Source organism: Bacillus proteolyticus (assembly GCF_001884065.1).
Taxonomy (GTDB): Bacteria; Bacillota; Bacilli; order Bacillales; family Bacillaceae_G; genus Bacillus_A; species Bacillus_A proteolyticus.
Window position 1 is genome coordinate 19254 of record NZ_MACH01000133.1, and the last position, 21857, is coordinate 41110.

Consider the following 21857-nt stretch of genomic DNA (forward strand, 5'->3'; position numbering starts at 1 on the left):
TTATGTTTAAATAAGCGAACTGGCTTTAATAGAAGTGCATAATTCAGAACGAGAGATTGTTTCAGCTAGTTGTTGTAAATAGGCGTATTCTTCCGCATCTTTTTCAGAAGTGTTCGGATCCAACAAAGGAGAGGAAAGAAGTACATCAATCGTAAGTATGTCTGCGTCATGAGAAGTGATGTTATAACCTGCAAATACAGGTCGTTTTAAGTCTTTTACTTTTTGAATCATCTCATGGAATTTCGTAACACTTATATTGATTTGTGCTAATGGAAAGCATTTTTGAATGGGATTCTCGATGGTCTTTCTAATTTTATAATCGTATACATAGTAGTACTTTTCTTGCTGCTCAAGTGCTTGCAACTCTTTCGTTAATAAGTGGTATTTGTCTGTAAGTCCAGTTGTGAGTGCATCATGTTCTTCGCCAACTAATAATGTGAAAGGTCTTGGTGATGAGATTTTGAGAGGGCGGATGTTTAGGTCGGTAAAAGTAGGATTAGATTGTAAAATGGTATGTGATTTTTCGGTAGGAAACACGCCGTCATAAATAGCAATAAAATAATGGTTCATCTTGTCACTCCTTAGCTTTTTCTAAAATGATATATTCTATTTTAAAGGTGTAAATCCTGCATAAAAAAGAAACACCTTGAATCATCAAGGTGTTTTTGTTATAAGTTCAAAACTCTCCGAATCAGCCCCAAGTACAAAAGGACTAACCTCACCAACGCTATAAAGTTGCAACTCATGCATTGCGCGCGTACAAGCCGTGTAGAACAATCTACGAACGCTCTCATCACTGTATACATCTTTAGAAGCATCGTAAATAATAACAGCATCAAATTCGATACCCTTTGCTAAATAAGCAGGGATGATAACAACACCTTGTTCATATTCAGCAGAGGTGCTCTTCACAAGTTTAATATCGTCAATGCTACTAAGTGCTTCATATGCAGCGGCGCTTTCAGCTGCAGATTTACATATAATTGCGATCGTATTGTACTGTTGTTCTTGTAGTTCAGCAACTTTGGAAGTAATACAATTATGCAGTTCGCTGTAATCAGAAACTTTAGTCACTGTAGGTTTCTCGCCGTCACGTTCAAATGCGTGAATGTTCTTGCCTTCCGGTACGAGATATCGTGTAAATTCAATAATCGGTTTTGTTGAGCGATAGCTACGAGTTAAGTTGATGCCGTTTGTTTCATCTGGTCCATATAAGCTAGTAAGTGTATTGAAATTCACTGTTTCACTTGCGTGAGCGAATATTGCTTGGTTAAAGTCTCCGAGTACAGTCATTTTTGCTGCAGGGAAGAGACGTTTTAAAAACTCGAACTGAAACGGAGAATAATCTTGCGCTTCGTCTACGAGTACGTGTTTAATTGATCTGTTCGTTTGGAAGCCTTCAATTAATTCTTTTAAAAGTAAAAATGGAGTCGCATCCTCGTAATGTAGCTTTCCTTCATCGAGCATGTTCACCGTTAGCGAGCAAATGTCGTCCCATTCTTTCGGTTTTTCTCCAGTAACCCATGATGCATCTGTGAAGAGTTGTTTATATATTCCAGTGAAATTGATGAAACGCAATGTTTGGACGCCTTTACGAAGTGGCTTCAATTTTTTACGGACAATCATACGTCCGAGTACTTTCGTTTCTTTCTCATAATCATTAAAGGAGTTGTCTTCAAACTCTCCTTTTTTCTGTAAGTATTTATAAGCTTTTTGATATTCATCTTTACTAAGTAGTTCAATTTCTTCTTCTACCCAAGGTTTTTTTAGTTCTGCCTTTTCGATTGCATCTATTTGTTTGTTTAGCCACTCCGTTAATTTCTCGATTCTATTATGGAAGCGGAGGGAGGAATCAGTATTATAAAATTGCTCTGCGATTTCTTTAGCAGAGGCAATCAGTTTTCCTCTAAATTTCATTCCTCTAAATAACATGCCTGAAGATTCAAGGGACTGTCTATACGTTCTAATCATTTCGAAAAATTGAGTGGATGCTTTAAAGCGAATGCTCGCATTTCTAGTTTTATAGGCAGGGCTATTCGTTTCAGTCAGCATATATTCTAGTTGTTCATAAGGATCTTCAACGTCAAATGACTTACTGAGTCTATGGTTTAAATATTCCTGGAATGTCACTTGCTGCATATTCTCTTCACCGAGTTCTGGCAATACGTTAGATACGTAGCTGTTGAACATGGAGTTAGGGGAGAAGAGGATGATTTGATCTGCTTTTAACCATTCGCGATATTTATATAGTAAATAGGCAATTCGCTGCAAGGCAGCCGACGTTTTACCACTACCAGCAGCTCCTTGAACGATAAGTAGTCGCCCTTCATCGTGACGAATAATTTCATTTTGCTCGCGCTGAATAGTAGCAACGATACTTTGCATATGTTTGTTTGTACCTTTTCCGAGCGCTTGTTGCAGGATTTCATCGCCAATTGTAAGGCTCGTATCGAACATAGAATCAATCTCGCCATTTTGAATAATGTATTGCAATTTCTTTTCCACATTACCGTGGATTACGCCCCCTGGTGTACTGTATTCAGCCGGTCCTGGTGGATAATCGTAGTAGACACTCGAAATAGGTGCGCGCCAATCGTATATAAGAAAGTTTTCTCCGCTTGCATCGGTAAGGGTAGCGACGCCGATATAAATTTTCTCTGCATCAGATTCTCCTTCTTCTTTAAAATCGATTCGTCCGAAGTAAGGTGCTTTATGCATACGTCGTAGTGCGGCAAGTCGATTAAAGGTGTGCTTATGGGTGATTTGTGTTACGGCTAGTGACTGAGCTTGTTGTCTTAAGTTGATAACTGTTTCAAGATAATCATCAAAAGTATCAGTGTTAACTTTAACATCATCCCAGAAGTGTTTACGAATGTTGATTACTTCTGCCCGGCGTCTGCCGGTTTCGCTTTCCAGTTTATCAATTTGCTCCGTAATAGTTTCTATTACGCTATCCAATCGTTTTTGCTCTTGATCAAGTTTTTTGTTCATACGTAAGCGCTCCTTTAAAAGTGAAAAATAGAGGTTGACTGAAGATGTGTTTTGGTGTACAATTAAGATACGGATAAATACATTCTGATGTTATTAACGAATGCGTTTCTGTACTAATTTAACATAGTTTTTTAATTTAATCAATGATAATAAGATAAACCTTGGTTCCGCATGCGCGAATCGAGGTTTTTTTGTTTTTCTTTAAGAGGGGACTGCAAGCATTGTCAGTTTTTGTCGGTAAGTCGATATAATTGAAAAATCGCTGATATAAATAGATCTATAGTTGATCGATTTGAAGAACCAATTGTATAATTTCATTTACCGAATCCGGATGTAACGTATCACGAAGAGAGAACATACAAAAAAACTCGGGCTTAGCCCGAGTTTTTCATTATTTCTTTTCGTCTTTTTTAGCGTCAGCTTTAGGCTCTTCGAAAAGATCTTTCAAATCTTTATCGTCAACTTTTACGTCAGCTTTTTTGATTTCTTTCATCATAAGATCGTTCATAAATTGAGCGTCTTGTGTTTTTTCTTGAACTACTTCTTTTTTGATGTCAGCTTTTGCTTGATCGAAAGTTTTGTCAGCATGAGTATCTGTTAGTTTAATGATATGGTAACCGTATTGTGTTTTTACAGGTTCACTTATTTCATCTTTTTTCAGCTTATGAGCTGCTTCATCGAATTCTTTTACCATTTTACCTGGTCCGAAGAATCCTAAGTCGCCACCTTTTTCTTTTGAACCTGGATCTTCAGAGTATTGTTTCGCTAACTCTTCGAAAGATTTACCTTGTGCAAGTTCTGCTTTCACTTTTTTAGCAGTCTCTTCATCTTTTACAAGAATATGGCTTGCTTTAATTTCTTGCTTATAGTCCTCATATTTTGCTTTTAAATCTTTATCAGTAATTGATTTTTCAATCGCTTGTTCTTGAGCTAATGAAGCGCGAACACCATTTTTAACTGTTTCTTCTTTAAGACCTTGTTGTTTCAATAGTGTATCGAATTGGTCACCGACTTGCTTTTTCATTTCATCGTACTTTTTGTCTACTTCTTTGTCATCGACTTTGTAGTTTTTGATAAGTACTTTTTCCATAACCATGTTATTTAGTACTTGTTTACCAGCTTGTGTCTTCATTTGATTGTAGAACTCTTCTTTAGTGATGTCACCAGCTTTAGATGTAACAATTTTGTCTGATGATGATGATGATGTTCCACATGCTGATAATGCGATTACACTTGTTGCGGCTAAGGCAAGCATAGCTTTCTTCATTCAATAAACACTCCTACTATTATGTATTTTTAATTTATCCCATACAAATGAAGAAACGCCTTATGATAGGTTATTTTCGTTCATAAGAACCCGATTAAGTCTCACTGATGTCTTTGCTTTTTTATATGTAAAAGCACGCTTAACAGGGCTTAGCGAGGCTTTAGGATAAAGTTTAGATGCGTGTCGTTTATTTCATAGTATAAGCAATATGTACAAAATTTAATATATCATATTTCGACTCGTTTTCCTATTGATAAAGAAATTTTAACCAGTTTGTGTCAGATTTTGAAGGGGTACCATATTGGGCGCATGTTGCATATACAGAAAAGAGGAGGGGATGGGGGATGAATTCTCAACTTATTTTATTACTTGTACTGTTTATTTTATTGGTTATAGTAGGTATAATTTGCTTATAGAGGAAAAAAATGAGGAAGGGGCTTTCCTTCCTCACTTTCCATGAAATATAATTTCTATATAACTAGAAATTAATAGAATGGTAATACATACATTAATAACTCGAAAGACACCTGGCTGGCGGCTCGCAGATATTTGTTTTCGCTCACACAGTGTATGTGTCATGAAATTCGTGTAAAATATAACAAGAAGTGCGAATGCGACAAAAACAACGGTTATAAGAGTCATGAGGCGAGACCTCCTTTTGGCTAAAATACATATACTTTATATATTGTATCATACGATATTTTGTTCGTGTTACAAAATTCAGAAATAGAAGACTTTGTGTTAGGAAGCGAGGGAGAAAATGGACGTTGTAAGAAGACTAGAACAAGCTGAATATTACGTAGACCTACTATTTAAAATGATTGATGAAGAAAAGTGTCCATTTTATTCTTTAATCATAAAGAAAAAAGCTCGTAAAAAAGATATTGAACGTATACTAAATCTTTGTGAAAAGCTGAACGAACAATACGTAAAGGAGAAAGCAGAAGGCTTTCTATTGTTCGATGCGCTGTTAGATCAATTTGAAAAAGCGCTTCCACATCAGCTCGAAGTAAACGAAACTGCGGAAGCGCTAGTAAAGCAAGGCTTATTTGTGCCACTTATGAATGAATTTTTACGCATGATTGCGAAAAGATAAAAAGATTATTTTTTAACTAATTTTTGATCAGTCTCCGTAAAGTTCTCCTCAATATTCTCTAATGATTTCTCAAAAATATCGATGAAGTCTTGTCCGTAAATATTACGCAGGATTGCGATAAGTTCGATATTTTCTGGGAACTTACCGTAAAAATTACGAAGTGCAAGAGCCCCATTAAACACAGAATTATTTTCAGGATCATACTCCTCCATTAAGCGAAGTAGTAATTCTTCCCCTTTGTCTGTAATTTCAATGTACGTATTTCGTTTATCATCTTCTTTTTTCGAGAATACAAGATAGCCGCGTTCTTCTAGCTTTTTAGAGAAGTTAAACGCCGTTGATACGTGCATAACTCCAAACTTAGCAATCTCAGAAATAGAAGCCCCTTTTAAATGATAAGCGATTGATAAAATGTGATGCTCGTTAATGTTTAAATCGTAAGGTTTAATCCACTGTTGCCAATCTTTCTCTACGCATTTCCATAACGCTTTCGATAATTGAGCAATGCGTTGGCTGAAAATCATCGCTTCTTTTACCGAGTAATCTTTTTCTCCACTTTTCATTTACTCACCCACTTTAACATTCTTTTTCATTACTATCTATTATGCCAGTAAAATAAAAATTAATAAAGTCTTTTTGTGAGAATTGTGAAAATTTTTTGGAAAAATGACAATCTATACAAATCATGCATAACTATGGAAGCGTTTTATGAGTCAAGAATACATGTGTTGTCTTTACATGTTAAGGGATAACAGATATTGTAAATGCATAAAAACACGGCATATCTATGTGATATGCCGTGTCAAGGTCAATTCGTATAAAAAATATTTGTTATATGCAAAAAACTAAGCAGGAATATGTTTACGCTTTTTCGGGAACGGCTTCTTGTAGTTTCTCAATTGACTTTTGAATGTCTAAAATTTCTTTTTCGATATGTCGTTTGTTTTGAGAAATATCTTGTTTCCAGTTAGAAAGCGTGTCTTGCATATCGTCTTTTAGTTCTTGAAATACTTCTTTACCTTCTGAAGCAGTTTCAACGATTTGGCGCTTTAACAACTTCGTATCAGCTGTAATATCAGCTAATGTCTTTTTAATATCAGTTCCTTTTTCTTTCAGCTTACCGCGCATAGCTTTACCAGAAGAAGGAGTTGAGAAAAGAACGGCTAGTCCAGCAACTGCTCCGCCGCAAATTACACCTGTAATAAAGGATTTAGCTTTTGACATAAAAGGAAACCTCCTTATTTTTCGTTCGTATTCATGATGTATAAAACTGTGCATATCTTTAAGACATGAGGAAGAAAAGTGAACTTTTCTCTCTTGTACGTGCTATGCACAAAAAATCATATCCTCGGCATTTTTTGTGAAGAAACAAGCCATAGGGTATATATGCCAAAGGGATAGGCTTGTTATGTATTACTTCTTATTATAGTGGCACTATTTCACACTATTTGCAATTGTACTTGCGATGTTTTGTAAATTTTCCATAGTGTATTCATTTTGGTGTGATTTCCAAACAGCACCGAAACCATCGTTTTCACCGTAGCGTGGAATTAAATGAAGGTGGAAGTGGAATACAGTTTGTCCAGCTTTCTCGCCGTTATTGTTAAGCAAGTTGAAGCCAACTGGATTAAATTCTGCTTTCATTGCATTTGCGATTTTTGGAACGACAGCAAAAATGTGTGATGCGATTTCTGGCGTTAACGCAAAAATGTCTTGTTTGTGAACTTTTGGAATAACAAGGGTATGTCCTTTTGTTACTTGACTAATATCTAAAAATGCAAGCACATGTTCATCTTCGTATACTTTTGAACAAGGGATTTGCCCGTCAATAATTTTACAAAAAATACAATTGTCCGCTGTATGATTCATCGATCTCATCCTTTCAAATAGCCTTAGCCGTATTTTACCATAATTACATAGTAGAACAAACACGAAAAACAGGAAGCTGACTCAGCTTCCTGTTTTCTGAAGAGGGATTGAAAAAGCATTTTTTATAATTTACGGTTCGCAGACACCTCATTTATTTAAGAAATGCACGGTAAATCGGCTAAAGTTTCTGCCGTAGACACCCCATTTTCAAGTGAAATGAATTGCAATCTTTTTTTAAAATGAAATTGTTTATTTTTTAAAACAGTATATGCTCTTTCGGAGACACCCCGTTTCGAAAATGAAACAAATTATCTGGTTATGTGTAAATTTCATTGTCCAACTTGGACACCCCATTTCATGATGACTTCACTGTGTTGTTATACTCATCAATTGGTGGTTGCTTTTTCAATGTGTTCCTTCCTCACTAATTATGATGTCCGCTTTCGTAAAAATATATGCTAATAAATTTAAATTTTTTTTGGAGGCATCGATACTATGTAGTACAGCGCCATTTTTGGTAAGATGAATATAGAATGAATACTAATGAAGAAAGTGGTGTCGTATGAGCGAGTTATTGCGTGTAGAAAATGTTACAGGAGGATATACGAAACGACCTGTACTGCAAAATGTTTCGTTCTCTGTTAATAAAGGCGAGCTTGTCGGCTTAATCGGTTTAAATGGAGCTGGTAAAAGTACGACAATTAAACATATCATCGGTTTAATGGAACCAAAAAAAGGAACTGTCACAATTAACGGGAAAACAATTCGTGATGATATGACAGCGTACCGTTCTAGTTTCTCTTTCATTCCAGAAACGCCAGTATTATATGATGAGTTAACGTTAGAAGAGCATTTGAAATTAACAGCGATGGCGTACGGTGTAGATGAAAAACAATATGAAGAACGCGTAGGACAACTATTACAAGAATTTCGTATGAAAAATCGTTTAAAGTGGTTTCCATCTCATTTCTCAAAAGGGATGAAACAAAAAGTAATGATTATGAGTGCATTTTTAGTTGAGCCATCCCTTTACATTGTGGACGAACCTTTCGTTGGGCTTGATCCGTTAGCGATTCAATCGCTTCTTCAAATGATGGATCAAATGAAAAAGAGTGGTGCAGGTATTTTAATGAGTACACATATTTTAGCGACAGCAGAGCGCTATTGTGATTCATTCATTATTTTGCATCAAGGTGAAGTGAGAGCGATGGGAACATTATCAGAACTTCAATCCGGGTTTAACATGCCTGGTGCAACGTTAGATGATATTTATATTGCATTAACAAAGGAAGAAGATTATGAATAGCACAGCATTATGGAAAGAACGATTTCGGCACTTTCTAAAAGAAGTTCGTACATATAGTAAATACGTATTTAATGATCATTTGAAATTTATTTTCATATTTATCATCGGCGCAGGAGCGTATTATTACCAGCAATGGTTACAAACGTTAACATCTTCGTTTCCGACAGCGCTCGTTATGGCAGTCTTACTTGGCCTCGTATTAACAGCTGGATCCATCCAAACGTTATTAAAAGAAGCGGACCTCGTGTATTTGCTGTCAGTTGAAGAAAAGTTAAAGCCTTACTTTACAAAGGCATTTCTCTTTACGTTTATGATTCAGTTATACATAATCGCAATCGTAGCGGCTGCGCTTGCCCCGTTATATTTCCAGCAAATGAAACAAACAGGAGCGGCTTACATATGGATTGTACTCGCATTCGTCATTGTAAAAGCGTGGAATTTATTCGTTGCGTGGGAAAAATCATTTTTAACAGATCAAAGCGTTCAAAAAACAGATTGGTTCATTCGTTTTATCTTAAATGGATTATTTGTGTATTTCCTTGTAGAACGTACTTCAGTCATTTTTACTGGTGTAATTGTCTTTTTAATGGTGCTATACCTTGCTGTTATGCATCAAAAGGTGAAGGGAAAGCCGTTGAACTGGGAGTATTTAATTTCTGAAGAAGGTAAAAAAATGATGCTGCTGTACCGCATTGCGAATATGTTTGTTGATGTACCGGAGTTAAAAGAGAGAGTATCACGTAGGAAATGGCTTGATTTTATTCTTTCGATGATCGGTGAGAAGCGTACATATTTATACTTATATACGAGAACATTTTTAAGATCTGGTAACTATTTTGGCTTATATGTGCGCCTGCTCGCTCTTGGAGGAGTTATTCTTTACTTTACTCCATTTTTATATGGACGATTTATCGTAAGCCTTGTTTTCTTATACTTAATCGGTTACCAGCTCTTAACCCTTTGGAAACATCACCGTATGAAAGTTTGGCTTGATTTGTATCCAGTAGAGGAAGACGAGAAGAAGGAAGATTTTCTTACTTTATTAAATGCGATTCTTATTATCGGCAGTGCTGTATTTACAATTTTATTTGCACTTGCGACGAAAGATTTCATTATGACCGGCATTTTATCTGTAGTAAGCATATTATTTAGTATTGGTTTCGTTTATCGATACAGTGCGAAGCGCATTGAGCGTTTAAACTGAAAGGAATGAACCTATGATTACGTATGAAGAGAAGGTTATAAAAGAATTGGAGCAGTGGAAAGCTACATTCATGAAAGATTCTTCTATGATGACACGGTTCTCAAAAAAAGTGCAGACGAAAGTACAACAGCTCATTCCGGCGAAAGTACAAAAAGTATTAACAGAAACGATTCGGATGATGGTGCAAACGATTAGTGCCGGATCAAATTTTATAAAGCCGAAATTAAAAGAGACGAACTGGTCACTGCAAAGACGTGATGATGAAGTCCGTAAAAAAATGGATGAGTACAAAAAAATAGCAGCAGCAGAAGGAGCAGGTACGGGAGCTGGTGGTATTCTTCTTGGTCTTGCTGATTTCCCGCTTTTACTTACGATTAAAATAAAATTTTTATTCGATGCAGCAACATTGTATGGATTTGATACGAGTAACAAAGAAGAACGCCTCTTTATCCTTCACGTGTTCCAACTTGCTTTTTCAAGTGACGACCACCGAAAAGAAGTATGGAAAGCAATTGAAACGTGGGATACAGAAGAAGAAAATCATATGGACTGGGAAAAGTTCCAAACAGAGTACCGAGACTATATCGATTTAGCGAAGATGCTGCAGCTCGTACCAGTAATCGGTGCCCCGGTCGGCGCGTATGCGAACTATCAATTACTGCAAAGGCTTGGGGAAGTGACGATGAATTGTTATCGTATGCGATTGCTTAATAGAAATTAATTTGTTTTATCAAAAAAGAAAGCCTCTTAAATGTGTAATTTAGGAGGCTTTTCTATTTATTATTTTGGCTGTTTTCGTAGATAGTGTTGCTTTTGATGCAAAAACGAAGAGGGGCTTTACCCCTCTTCGTTCCTACTTCCTCATCGAACTTCCTATGACCTTACCTGATGGTTCGTCCACGAGTCTATTTATATCGCCTAACAACTCTCGCTGTTTAGCCGGAATGGTAACGAGTGTTACTTCTTTTCCTTTGAATGACGCATCATCGAGTTGATATTTGGTTGCATCCGCTATTACCTTGCTGACTTTGGCATCTTTCCAACTGCCATCTACTTCATCTTTCTCTGCTTGCGATAACGAGTTCCAAACCAATTCCCTTACATCCTTTGTCGTTTGTACCGTTTCTGTTTTCGGGGTTTCGTTGGTTTTTGTTGTTCCACAACCGCTTAAAAGGATGGATACGCAAGTGAATGCAGATACAATCATGCCGATTTGTTTCTTCAAGATGCAAAACTCCCTTCATCGCATAGATACTTCTATATTCCACGCCCTGACACATATCCCTTCTTCACACTAAGATATATCAATATACGATATTTCGGGATTGGCTCATACACATCTCAAAGAAGAGACAGTATCAAAGTTCGCTCGTTGACACACTTGCAGAAGCAAGAGCTTTGTTTGTTCCGACTTTGGCATTTAGTGATTGAGATAGTCCTCAATCACTTTTTTTATATTTTTATTCATATTTTTTATTTTTTTACCAATAATATACAAATAAAGTTACTTGAGCTTACTTTACTGTATTTAGGGGTGCAAAATATGAAAGTATCAATTTTTATCACTTGTGTTGCAGATATTTTTTATCCAGAAGTAGGGAGAGATGTTGTGGAAATTCTTGAAGATTTAGGGTGTGAAGTCGATTTTCCGAAAACTCAAACTTGCTGCGGACAACCTGCTTATAATAGCGGGTATGTGAAAGAAACAAAAACAGCTGCAAAACATATGATTGAAGCCTTTGCTAGTTCAGAATATGTTGTGGCGCCGTCGGGATCTTGCGCTATGATGGTTCACGAGTTTTCTAGCTTGTTTTCTGAAAGTGAAGCTGAATGGAAGAAAAAAGCGACTGAACTTGCGAATAAAACGTATGAATTTACACAATTTCTCGTTGAAGTATTAGGGAAAGAAGACTTAGGTGCGGTGCTTCATAAAAAAGCAACAGTTCATACATCTTGTCATATGAGCCGATTAATGGGGATTAAAGAACCGCCGCAAAAATTATTAAAATGTGTAAAGGGATTGGAAGTTGTTTCACTGCCGCATAATTATGATTGCTGCGGATTTGGAGGGACATTCTCGGTGAAAATGCCAGAAATCTCTGAGCAAATGGTTGAGGAAAAAGTAAAGCATATTATGGAAACCGGTGCGGACTTATTAATTGGGATGGATTGTAGCTGCTTAATGAATATAAAAGGACGTTTAACACGTAATGGTTATCCAATTGATGTAAAACATATTGCTCAAGTATTAAATGAAGATCGAAAATAAGAGGGGGATAAAGAGATGGGAATGAAAATTGGGAACGATCCCTTTCATAAGCGTACTGAAACAGGCATTGGGGATAAATTTATGCGACAGGCTGTCAGGAAAGCGCAAGATGGTCTTAGAGTCAAGAAATTAAAAGCGACTGAGAGTCTTGGGAACTGGGAGGAATGGCGAGCTTTAGGAGAAGAAATTCGAAAGCATACATTAGAAAACCTTGATTATTATTTACATCAGCTAAGTGAAAATATTGAGAAAAACGGTGGTTTTGTTTATTTCGCAAAGACTGCAGAAGACGCAAGGGAATATGTAAAAGAGATTGTAAAAAAGAAAAATGCGAAAAAAATTGTGAAATCAAAATCGATGGTAACAGAAGAGATTAGTTTAAATGAAGCGATTGAAGAAACTGGGGCGGAAGTTTTAGAAACAGATCTTGCTGAATTTATTCTACAAGTGAATGACCATGATCCTCCCTCGCATATTGTTGTCCCGTGTCTTCACAAGGATAAAGAACACATTTGTGAAATATTTAAAACAAAGTTAAATTACACTGGAACATCTGATCCTACGGAAATGGCGAGGTTTGTAAGAGATTATTTACGTGATGATTTTTTTGCAGCGGATATAGGGGTGACTGGATGTAACTTTGCTGTTGCAGAGTCTGGATCGATTTCTATCGTAGCGAACGAAGGAAATGCAAGACTTACTACGACACTTCCAAAAACGTTGATTACAGTTATGGGGATGGAACGTATTGTTCCGACATGGGAAGAGCTTGATGTTTTAGTCACACTTCTATGCCGAAGTTCTGTAGGACAAAAGTTAACAAGTTATATTACAGGGTTAACAGAGCCCGGCGGAACAGATGGACCTGAGGAATTCCATTTAGTCATTGTTGATAATGGTCGTTCCGATATTGTAGGAACAGAATTCCAAAGTGTCCTTCAGTGCATTCGTTGCGCGGCATGTATTAATGTGTGTCCTGTATACAGGCATATTGGTGGACATGCATACGGCTCTATTTATCCAGGACCGATTGGAGCTGTGTTGACACCGCTTTTAGGGGGATATGATGAATATAAGGATTTACCTTATGCATCTAGCCTTTGTGGAGCTTGTACAGAAGCGTGTCCAGTGAAAATCCCGTTACACGACTTATTAATTAAACATCGCAGCCGCATCGTAGAAGAAAAACAATCGCCTGTAGCTTGGAACGTAGCTATGAAAGGTTTTGAAAAAGTGGTGAAGAGTCCTAGATTATTTTCTTTTGCTGCGAAGAGCGCTCCGTATGCATTAAAACCTCTCGCAAAAGGAGATAAAATCGAGCGCGGCATTGGGCCGTTAAAAGATTGGACGGACGCGAGAGATTTTCCAGTCCCGAAAAAACAACCGTTTCGAGAGTGGTTTGAAAAACACGTAAAGGAGAACGATGATGGCCATCCAAAATCGTGAGGAATTTTTACTCCAATTATCAGAAAAGCTTGGTAGGAAACGTCCAGAGACAGTGGAAAAGCCGAAATGGTCTTTTGCCCCGCAGTGGAATGTTTTTAGCGGACTTTCGCAAGAAGAACTTGTATTACAGTTAATAGAACACTGTGAAGTCATTCATACAGAAGTAAAGCGAACAACAAAGGAAAATCTTGTTGAAACATTGGGGTCTTTTATAAAAGATTGGAATATCAAATCTGCTATGTATGCGAATGATGAGCGCTTTAATGAGTATGGTCTTACTCCATTTTTCAAAAATGAAGGTACAACACATTTTCGTGCATGGGGATTAGATGATAAAGAAGAGGACATAAAATTTGCGAAAGCTGCTGACCTTGGCATTACGTTCAGTGATATGACTCTAGCGGAATCAGGAACCGTTGTGCTTTTTAATGACGGGTTAAAAGGAAGGCATGTTAGTTTGCTTCCAGAGTCATATATTGCAATCGTTCCTAAAAGTACGATCGTACCAAGGTTAACCCAAGCTACAAAACTGATTCATGATCAAAGTAAAGCGGGAGAAAACCTGCCGGCTTGTGTGAACTTCGTTTCTGGTCCGTCAAATAGCGCAGATATTGAAATGAACCTTGTCGTAGGTGTGCATGGGCCAATTAGAACAGCTTATATTATTGTGGATGATCAATAATGAAACACACATGATGTAGAAGAATGCTGAAAATAGAAAGCACTGGCCGTTAATATAGCCAGTGCTTTCTATTTTGCGAACATTACTGGTGAAAGTTAAAGACCAAGTCCACTATAGCTGACTCCAGCTACGATTAATATGATAAAGAGCACAATGAGTAATATGTAGCCGCTACTAACGCTCTTACCAGCTTGTCCAGCTTCACCGCCACCAGTTCCGCCGCTACCGCCTTTACCACCAAGTCCCATATAAATGTCCTCCTTATTGTTATATGTTGTTTTACTTTATACTTTTCTAGATTTATCAAGAAGTTCCTTGCAAATCATTCCGTTTCATTTTACAATTCACTTACCGACCGGTAAGTAAAAACAAGTGAGGTACAGTATGACAAAAAATTTACAAACATCGAAGCACATTGTAGAGGCATCATTTAAACTAATGGCAGAGCATGGTATTGAAAAGATGAGTCTCTCCATGATTGCGAAAGAAGTAGGTATATCAAAGCCAGCTATTTATTATCATTTTCCGTCTAAAGAAGCGTTAGTGGATTTTTTATTTGAAGAGATTTTTTCTGGATATCATTTCGTGAGTTACTTCGATAAAGACCAATATACGAAAGAAAACTTTGAAGAAAAGTTAATTGCAGATGGTTTACATATGTTGTCGGAGTATAGAGGTCAAGAAGGTATATTACGCATTATAAATGAATTCATCGTAACTGCGACGCGAAATGAAAAGTATCAGAAACGCTTATTTGAAATACAAGAAGATTTCTTAAATGGATTCCACGATTTATTGAAGCAAGGCGCGAGACTTGGTGTTGTGTCACAACATGCAACAGAAGAAAACGCGCATACGTTAGCGCTCGTTATTGATAATATGAGTAATTACATATTAATAGGATTCGATTTAAAGTATAAAGAAATTTGGATTCAAAATGTGAAAAACGTTATGAAGGAGGAATAAAGGTGAAAATGCAAAAAAACTGGTGGCTCGGTTTTCTTGGATTCATTGGGATTTATAAAATTCCAGGTATGATTGAGGCTTTTCAAGCGGATAAAGGTTGGTTTGTATTAATCGGTTTCGTGTGGTTACTTTGGTTCGGATATTTTATTCCTGAAAAAAAAGCGGATAAATAATAAAATTTCAATTTTATGTAAAGTTATGTAAAATATAGTTTGAGAGAATTCATATATTAGATTAATAGATTTGGAGTGGTTACATGGATCCATTGAAAAATGAAATTCACCCTGATATGGTCAAGGTGTGGAAAGTTCGTGCTGTAATTGAAGAAGGAATCGGTATTCTCGTCATTTTAGCTTACCTTTTCCTCATGATAAAGTTTGATTGGTGGGCATGGATTTTGTACGTGTTAATCGGATTAACGGTTGCGCTAGCACCATTTGAGTACTTCTTATTCCCGAAACTACGTCAGCGTTATTACAGCTATCAACTAAACGAAGAAGAGCTTGAAATTCAGCACGGTCTATTCGTTGTAAAACGTGTATTAGTGCCGATGATTCGTGTGCAGCATGTTACGATTGAACAAGGTCCGATTATGAGAAAATATGGCCTAGCAGAATTACACATTTCAACAGCAGCAACTTCTCATAGCATTCCAGGCTTAACGATGTATGAAGCGGAAATGTTAAAAACGAGAATCGCAGAATTAGCGAAAGTGAGTGATGAGGATGTATAAGAGGCAGCATCCCATTACGATGTTATTAGAATTAAAAATAACAGATTTTATACCACTCATTATTTTCATGTTTAGCTTAAACGGAAAGTTCCCATTTTGGTATTTAATTCCCGCTGGATTCGGTTTACTCACCGTTTTTTCAGCGTTTGAAAAATGGTATTACACAACATACTGGGTTGAAAATAACGTATTACATGTGAAACAAGGGCTTTTTGTGAAGAAGGAGAGCTACTTAAATAAAGAGCGTGTCCAAACAATTAATACAAGTTCTAACGTACTATATCAAATGCTCGGTTTAAAGAAAATTCAAATCGAAACAGCTGGCGGAGACGACGACGCAGAAGTGAGCTTAGCTGGTATTACGGAAGATGAGGCAAAGGAGCTTATTTCCTTACTAAATGAGCCGACTCCAGAAGTGAAAGTAGAAGCAACGTTAGATGAATCTGCAGAACATGCAGTAGAAAAAGAAATCATGACAGAGGAAACACAAGCGACAGAATACAAGTTAACTTGGAAAGAAATTTTATTAGCGTCTATTACATCTGGTCAATTTGGATTATTATTCTCTTTAATATTTTTCGTTTATAACCAAGTGGATGAGTATATTCCGAAATGGATCAAAAATAGCGTAGAGTCATATGTAATGGACCACGATATATATGGATGGATTTACATGGTAGCTATTTTACTAGTTATTTCTTGGATTATATCGACAATTGGTTATGCGTTAAAACATGGAGATTTCACAGTGAATCGAAGAAATGATGAAGTCCGCATTTCGCAAGGATTACTTGAGAAAAAAGAACTCGTACTAAAGTTACATCGTATTCAAGGTATTACGATAAAAGAAAGTATTTTACGCCAACCATTCGGTTATTGTGCTGTGCAAGTAGAAGTCATTCAAAGTGAGGGAAAAGAGGAAAAAGTTACACTGCATCCTATCATTCGAAAAGATCGCGTGCAACAGTTACTCGCCCATTTACAATTACCATACGAATTGAACGCAAATATTATTTCATTACCAAAAGCAGCATTGCGCCGCTATCTTATTGATAGTTTCATCTTCTTTGCCATGCTTGCAATCCCGCTTACTGGAATAAGTATATACTTTGAAAAGTATTTCATCATGTGGGCGTTAATTCCGCTCGCGATCCTCATCTTTACACTTGGATATGCAACATTTAAAACAAATGGTTACAGTGTAAACGGAGAGCAAATTACGATTATACATCGTAGTATTGGGAAACATACAGGACTTGTAAGAAGAAGACACGTCCAATCAATTGAAAAAACACAATCATATTTCCAGCGCCGGGCGGATTTATGTACGTATACGTTTTCTAGTGCATCATCGAATTATAAACTAGAGCATACGAGAGTAGAAGATGCGGAGAGAATGCAGGATTGGTATAAGAAGAGAATAAGTGAGAATTAATTTGAAAAGGCTTGCCTATTATGAAAGGTAAGCTTTTTTGTTATAGGAAAATGAGTGACTTCATCCATATATTAGTACAGCTACAGCGCACATATATCAATACATATCAAAAAAAGTAGTATACTTCTATTTCAGGAAAATCTGTGGAATTTTTGATATAAATGGTATACTAATATAGAAATAATATTAGGAGGTTATATATGATAAGTCAGTTGAAAAGAGAAGCACTTGATGCATTAAAAGGAAAATGGGGATTAGCGGTAGGTGCAACACTATTACTTGGAATTCTTATTGGAGCTGTGGAACTTCTAGTCACAGGTGTTTTTTCGATGTTTTGGGGTTGGGAAGAAGCAAGTGATTCGCTTACAGTAAGTATTATTGCAATGCTTGTTATCGGTCCGTTAACAATAGGTGCCTATTATCTTGTTTTAAATGCAATCCGTGGGAATAGTGCTCGCATTGGTCATTTATTTAGATGGTTTAGCGACGGAAGTAAATTTATGAAGGCATTTTTAACATATTTACTAATGTATGTATACTTGATTCTATGGACATTACTTCTTATTATTCCGGGAATTATTAAATCATTTTCTTATGCTATGACGTACTTTATTTTGAATGATCACCCAGAATACACAGCGAATCAAGCAATTACTGAAAGTCGCCGTATGATGGATGGGCATAAAATGGATTACTTTTTACTATGCTTAAGCTTCATTGGCTGGTTCATTTTAAGTATTCTTACTATAGGAATCGGTTTCTTATGGTTGGCGCCTTATTTCTACGCAACATCGGCAGCATTTTATGAAGAGATTTCAAAAGAATATTATAAAAAAGAAGGTACTACTTTCTAATAAAAAACCTAAACCATCTCTCCTAAAGAACATAGGGAGCGGATGGTTTAGGTTTTTTTATATAGAAATTCTTCCATCTATATTTCATTATTTCCTATCATTTTCTTATATGAAAATGATAGGAAATAATGAATAATATAGGTAAAGAAAAAAGTGAGGTGAATGAGAGTGAGCAAATTTTTAATTCCGTACTCATTTTCTATATTAAGTTTCTTTATTTCAGCAACGGCACTTGATTTATATGATAGGATAGGAAAAAATGATGAGATGACTTCGCCGAACATACTTGGAAAGGTAATTCAATCTACTTCGCAAATGGGAGTCCTTACATTGTATTTCGGAGTACCTATTATTTTAGGTGGATGTCTTCTTGGAGAGTTATTATTTAGAGGTATCATTTTACGATTTAAATTAAGCTATATTATATCTTTATTATTATATCTACTTTTAGCTTTTAGTATTGTTTTTATCTTTTTGTCTGTAATAGTAGGAGTTCCAGCTGCATATGAAGAAGTTCGTACTCTTGAAATGATGTATTTCATAGGGATAACTATGATTTGCGCTGTTACATTCTTTGTGGGTCGGAATATATGGGAGAAAAAACAAGTTAATAATGGAGTGATAAAATGAAATATACATGTCCATGTTGCGGATATAGAACATTAGAAGAAGAGCCACCAGGTACATATGAAATTTGTAATATATGTTATTGGGAAGATGATGAAGTTCAATTTAACGATCCTGACTTTGAAGGCGGGGCAAATGAAGCTTCGCTAAGAAAAGCACAGAAAAATTTCATTGCATTTGGTGCTTGCGAGGAATGTTTTGTGAAATCAGTTAGAAAGCCGACTAGTGAAGATGTGAAGGATGCTAGTTGGAAGCAAATTTGTTAAGTAAAATGTTATTCCTCAGTTCAACAGGAGGAATAACATTTTTAATTTAGTGCTGAAAGAATTACTGCCGTCTTATAAAGTAATAAGAAAGACTAAATCGGTAAATTTTATTAATGGATATATTAGGAATGAATATGAAAGTATAGATGTATAGTCAACGTTGTATGTTTGATGTTATCATATTGAATGATATGGAAATTTTTAATAGAAGAATCAACTAACAATTCAAAGGTAATGAAGCCTTTGTTGTATAAAGGAAATACTTAGTAGTACTCAACAATATTAAAAATAAGATTCGTATTTATATAAATTTAGTAGAAAAGGGGTTTTAAAAAGGAATGAACACGGGCATAACACGGCAAAAAATTTTAGCTGCCGCTTCTCAAATTGTGCAATATAAAGGGGTTGCTAAACTAACTTTAGAAGCAGTAGCAAAAGAGGCAGGTATAAGTAAAGGTGGATTGTTATATCACTTTTCAAATAAAGAAGCTTTAATAGAGGGTATGATACTCAAAAGAACGGAGGAGTATCAAGGTGCTATTCACAATAAAGTAGCGGAAGACTTAGAGAAAAAAGGAAGGTGGGTTCGTTCTTTTGTAGAGGAAAGATTAAAGAATGAGAAAAGAACAGAAGAGTTGTGTAGTAGTATGATGGCTGCATTAATGCTAAAACCTGAATTACTTGAGCCATTACAACAATCATTTCAGCAATTGCAAACTAAAATAGAAAATGATGAAATGGATTCTGTTTGTGCCACAATTATTAGATTAGCAGCTGATGGATTATGGTATTCGGAATATTTAGGGATCGGAAGACTAAGTTCTGAATTAAGAGAAAAAGTGATTCAAGCTCTTATTAATGCTTCCTATAAATAGAATATATAAACTATAGAATGAAAAAAATCACCATTGGTCTATTTAATCCAGTGGTGATTTTTTTTGACAGAATAATAGAACAATAGTATGGAGTGTTGAATTATAACCGTCCAGACGGTATAGTAACATTTGGTGCAAATGGAAAAAGAAAAACAAAAAAGACTAGAAAATATTTTTAGCACACTATTCGAAAGGATAGGCCGCAAAGCTTATTTTATGCAATAGAAAGGTTGAAAAAATAGAAAAAGATAGTAATAGCTATCAAGTATATGTAAGTAAAATAGTTTAATGGCATTGAAGAGTAGAACTTTTTTCATAGTATGTTTGTACCAGAACCTAGAAACATTGAATTTTATAGGGAGGGTAACGTATGTATTTAAAAAGAATAACTTCGATTTTTTCGATTATAATGATTTTTATGTTTACTATAGGTCAAAGTCTTTTACCTATAATAGCAAATGCACAAGAGTTAAATACAGCAGGACTTGTGGATAGTTTTCAGATTGGTAAAACAAATCTAAGTACCACAGAACGGACTAAAGTAACTGTAAACTTCAGTGAAAAAGATGGACTTAGGCTGAAGCCTGGAGACACACTAACATTAACACTGCCTCCAGAATTAAAAGGATTAGATAGAGAGTTTCCATTAAATGACTATGGCACTTGTAAAGTTACAGCAGGTACTGTGGTATGTACATTTAATGATAAAGTGGATACATATGAAAATATTCAAGGGTATTTAAACTTTTTCGTGGAAGCTACTAATGTAGGAACGGATCAAAAGAAAGAGATTGAAACTAATTTCGGTACAACTGTAGATAAGCAGTCTGTAACAATTACCGGTCCAAGTAGTGGTGGTGGCACAGATCCTGGAAAGCCACCGTTTTTTTATAAAACTGGTGATATGAACTCAGGTAAGGACAATGAAGTACGTTGGTTCTTGAATATAAATTTAAATAAAGAAGAGTTAAGTCGTGATATTGTTGTGACTGATAATTTACAGGAAGGTCAAACACTTAATAAGGATAGTTTCTATATAAGTGTAGATAATTATCTAGGTAATCGATATTTAACGCTACAAGAGTTTGAAAAGCAAGGTTACGGAACGATTACCTTTACTGGTGACAGATCATTTAAAGTTATGCTTAATAAGGATAAAGCACGTCTTGCCGCCTTTTCGATTGGTTATACATCTACTATAACGGAAGCCGGAAAGAAGCAAGAGTTTTTTAAGAATGATTATACGATTGATTACCAAGTTCTAAACAAAGAACCAGTTACTGAGTCGGGTACTCATCCAGTCGAAAATATGACAGCTGGTGGTGGTGCTACTGGTAACAAGGTTCCAAAAGGAAAGCTGAAAATTGTTAAGCATATTGAAGGAAATAAAGAAAAAGTAATCCCGAATGTTTCGTTTAAGTTGTATAAAGAGTCTGGTGAACAAGTTGGGGGCGAATATAAAACAAATGAAAAAGGGATAGTTGAAACTCCTCAATTATCACCAGGCAAATATTATGTGCAAGAGGTTTCAGCTCCAGACTATATTGATTTCGATCCGCAGAAAAAAGTAGAGTTTGAAATAAAATCAGATGATGAAAATGGAGTCGAACTGGATATTCCAAATAAAGTGAAAACTATATCTGTTTCAGGAACGAAGATGTGGAATGACAACAACAACAAGTTCAACACACGTCCAGAAAGCATCACAGTTCAATTGCTTCAAAATGGTAAAGAGTTCAAAACAGAAGAAGTGAAAGCTGATAAAGAAGGCAACTGGACTTTCAGCTTTAAAGATCTACCAAAGTACGATGAACAAGGAAATGCGTACACGTACACAGTAAATGAAGTAAAAGTTGATGGCTACGAAACAAAAGTAGAAGGAACAACGATTACAAACATTTACAAAAATACAGAAACAACAGAACTGAGTGGTAAGAAAGTCTGGGAAGACTACAACAATAAGTTCGGTAA

Annotated in this window: 25 protein-coding genes; 16 read left to right on the forward strand and 9 right to left on the reverse strand. The window is 36.0% G+C overall.

What is annotated here, in order from left to right:
* Nucleotides 1–6: 6 nt before the first annotated feature.
* The 4 genes from BAQ49_RS23690 to BAQ49_RS23705 all read right to left on the reverse strand — a co-directional run bounded on the left by BAQ49_RS23690 (nt 7) and on the right by BAQ49_RS23705 (nt 4900).
* Nucleotides 7–570 (reverse strand): hypothetical protein, encoded by a 564-nt coding sequence (locus BAQ49_RS23690; protein WP_071747303.1) that lies wholly within the window; start codon nt 568–570, stop codon nt 7–9.
* 84 nt (nt 571–654) lie between these two features.
* Nucleotides 655–2991: an RNA polymerase recycling motor HelD gene (gene helD / locus BAQ49_RS23695; protein ID WP_071747304.1), complete on the reverse strand. Its 2337-nt coding sequence runs from the start codon at nt 2989–2991 to the stop codon at nt 655–657.
* Nucleotides 2992–3382: 391 nt separating this feature from the next.
* Complete coding sequence (prsA, locus tag BAQ49_RS23700) at nt 3383–4258, reverse strand: peptidylprolyl isomerase PrsA (protein ID WP_071747305.1); 876 nt, start codon at nt 4256–4258, stop codon at nt 3383–3385.
* A 447-nt stretch (nt 4259–4705) separates the two neighbouring features.
* Nucleotides 4706–4900, reverse strand: coding sequence for a hypothetical protein (locus BAQ49_RS23705; RefSeq protein WP_000172692.1), 195 nt, complete (start codon nt 4898–4900; stop codon nt 4706–4708).
* A gap of 118 nt (nt 4901–5018) precedes the next feature.
* On the opposite strand from BAQ49_RS23705, the gene BAQ49_RS23710 reads away from it, so the two are divergent.
* A complete protein-coding gene (locus BAQ49_RS23710; protein WP_071747306.1) occupies nt 5019–5354 on the forward strand; it encodes a DUF1878 family protein in 336 nt (111 codons plus the stop codon).
* Between the two features lie 5 nt (nt 5355–5359).
* Here BAQ49_RS23710 and BAQ49_RS23715 read toward each other — a convergent pair whose 3' ends face one another.
* From BAQ49_RS23715 to BAQ49_RS23725, 3 genes are all read right to left on the reverse strand, one after another.
* Nucleotides 5360–5917, reverse strand: coding sequence for an HTH-type transcriptional regulator Hpr (locus tag BAQ49_RS23715; RefSeq protein WP_000834921.1), 558 nt, complete (start codon nt 5915–5917; stop codon nt 5360–5362).
* A gap of 298 nt (nt 5918–6215) precedes the next feature.
* Nucleotides 6216–6578 carry a YtxH domain-containing protein gene (locus tag BAQ49_RS23720; protein WP_000030296.1) on the reverse strand — a complete coding sequence of 121 codons (363 nt, stop codon included), beginning with the start codon at nt 6576–6578 and terminating at the stop codon, nt 6216–6218.
* A gap of 210 nt (nt 6579–6788) precedes the next feature.
* Nucleotides 6789–7223 (reverse strand): HIT family protein, encoded by a 435-nt coding sequence (locus BAQ49_RS23725; protein ID WP_001016832.1) that lies wholly within the window; start codon nt 7221–7223, stop codon nt 6789–6791.
* Nucleotides 7224–7785: 562 nt separating this feature from the next.
* Between BAQ49_RS23725 and ecsA the strand changes: the two genes are divergently transcribed.
* From ecsA to ecsC, 3 genes are read left to right on the forward strand one after another with little or no spacing between them, the layout of a single operon-like run.
* Nucleotides 7786–8529, forward strand: a complete 744-nt coding sequence (gene ecsA / locus BAQ49_RS23730) for an ABC transporter ATP-binding protein EcsA (RefSeq protein WP_001292616.1) — start codon at nt 7786–7788, stop codon at nt 8527–8529.
* Entirely contained in the window at nt 8522–9733 is a 1212-nt protein-coding gene (locus tag BAQ49_RS23735) for an ABC transporter permease (protein ID WP_071747307.1), read from the forward strand. Before ecsA ends, BAQ49_RS23735 begins: the two co-directional genes overlap by 8 nt.
* A 13-nt stretch (nt 9734–9746) precedes the next feature.
* Nucleotides 9747–10454 (forward strand): ecs operon protein EcsC, encoded by a 708-nt coding sequence (gene ecsC, locus BAQ49_RS23740; protein WP_071747308.1) that lies wholly within the window; start codon nt 9747–9749, stop codon nt 10452–10454.
* A gap of 132 nt (nt 10455–10586) precedes the next feature.
* On the opposite strand, the gene BAQ49_RS23745 is transcribed toward ecsC, so the two are convergent.
* Nucleotides 10587–10958, reverse strand: a complete 372-nt coding sequence (locus tag BAQ49_RS23745; RefSeq protein ID WP_071747309.1) for a hypothetical protein — start codon at nt 10956–10958, stop codon at nt 10587–10589.
* 318 nt (nt 10959–11276) lie between these two features.
* Here BAQ49_RS23745 and BAQ49_RS23750 point away from each other — a divergent pair, with 318 nt between their 5' ends.
* Genes BAQ49_RS23750 through BAQ49_RS23760 form a run of 3 tightly spaced genes read left to right on the forward strand, consistent with a single transcriptional unit; the run spans nt 11277 to nt 14130 of the window.
* The gene (locus tag BAQ49_RS23750) at nt 11277–12002 is read left to right on the forward strand and encodes a (Fe-S)-binding protein (RefSeq protein ID WP_071747310.1); all 726 of its coding nucleotides are present in this window, start codon (nt 11277–11279) and stop codon (nt 12000–12002) included.
* 15 nt (nt 12003–12017) lie between these two features.
* On the forward strand, nt 12018–13448 hold the full coding sequence (locus BAQ49_RS23755; protein WP_071747311.1) for a LutB/LldF family L-lactate oxidation iron-sulfur protein: 1431 nt from the start codon (nt 12018–12020) through the stop codon (nt 13446–13448).
* On the forward strand, nt 13429–14130 hold the full coding sequence (locus BAQ49_RS23760; protein WP_071747312.1) for a LutC/YkgG family protein: 702 nt from the start codon (nt 13429–13431) through the stop codon (nt 14128–14130). The genes BAQ49_RS23755 and BAQ49_RS23760 overlap by 20 nt, the downstream gene beginning before the upstream one ends.
* 95 nt (nt 14131–14225) lie before the next feature.
* Here the strand turns inward: BAQ49_RS23760 and BAQ49_RS31720 are convergent, their stop codons facing one another.
* The gene (locus BAQ49_RS31720) at nt 14226–14378 is read right to left on the reverse strand and encodes a sporulation protein YjcZ (protein ID WP_084667551.1); all 153 of its coding nucleotides are present in this window, start codon (nt 14376–14378) and stop codon (nt 14226–14228) included.
* 136 nt (nt 14379–14514) lie between these two features.
* Between BAQ49_RS31720 and BAQ49_RS23765 the strand changes: the two genes are divergently transcribed.
* The 9 genes from BAQ49_RS23765 to BAQ49_RS23805 form a co-directional block, all read left to right on the forward strand.
* The gene (locus tag BAQ49_RS23765; RefSeq protein WP_071747313.1) at nt 14515–15096 is read left to right on the forward strand and encodes a TetR/AcrR family transcriptional regulator; all 582 of its coding nucleotides are present in this window, start codon (nt 14515–14517) and stop codon (nt 15094–15096) included.
* A gap of 2 nt (nt 15097–15098) precedes the next feature.
* Nucleotides 15099–15269 carry a hypothetical protein gene (locus tag BAQ49_RS33135; protein WP_071747314.1) on the forward strand — a complete coding sequence of 57 codons (171 nt, stop codon included), beginning with the start codon at nt 15099–15101 and terminating at the stop codon, nt 15267–15269.
* Between the two features lie 83 nt (nt 15270–15352).
* Nucleotides 15353–15829, forward strand: coding sequence for a PH domain-containing protein (locus BAQ49_RS23775; RefSeq protein WP_071747315.1), 477 nt, complete (start codon nt 15353–15355; stop codon nt 15827–15829).
* The gene (locus BAQ49_RS23780; RefSeq protein WP_071747316.1) at nt 15822–17264 is read left to right on the forward strand and encodes a PH domain-containing protein; all 1443 of its coding nucleotides are present in this window, start codon (nt 15822–15824) and stop codon (nt 17262–17264) included. The genes BAQ49_RS23775 and BAQ49_RS23780 overlap by 8 nt, the downstream gene beginning before the upstream one ends.
* Nucleotides 17265–17464: 200 nt before the next feature.
* Nucleotides 17465–18118, forward strand: a complete 654-nt coding sequence (locus BAQ49_RS23785; protein WP_071747317.1) for a DUF975 family protein — start codon at nt 17465–17467, stop codon at nt 18116–18118.
* A 168-nt stretch (nt 18119–18286) separates the two neighbouring features.
* Complete coding sequence (locus BAQ49_RS23790; RefSeq protein WP_071747318.1) at nt 18287–18748, forward strand: hypothetical protein; 462 nt, start codon at nt 18287–18289, stop codon at nt 18746–18748.
* Nucleotides 18745–19011 (forward strand): CPCC family cysteine-rich protein, encoded by a 267-nt coding sequence (locus tag BAQ49_RS23795; RefSeq protein ID WP_071747319.1) that lies wholly within the window; start codon nt 18745–18747, stop codon nt 19009–19011. The genes BAQ49_RS23790 and BAQ49_RS23795 overlap by 4 nt, the downstream gene beginning before the upstream one ends.
* Nucleotides 19012–19349: 338 nt before the next feature.
* Nucleotides 19350–19886 carry a TetR/AcrR family transcriptional regulator gene (locus BAQ49_RS23800; RefSeq protein WP_071747320.1) on the forward strand — a complete coding sequence of 179 codons (537 nt, stop codon included), beginning with the start codon at nt 19350–19352 and terminating at the stop codon, nt 19884–19886.
* A 418-nt stretch (nt 19887–20304) separates the two neighbouring features.
* The coding region (locus tag BAQ49_RS23805) for a Cna B-type domain-containing protein (RefSeq protein ID WP_244159140.1) at nt 20305–21857 on the forward strand (1553 nt) is incomplete at its 3' end.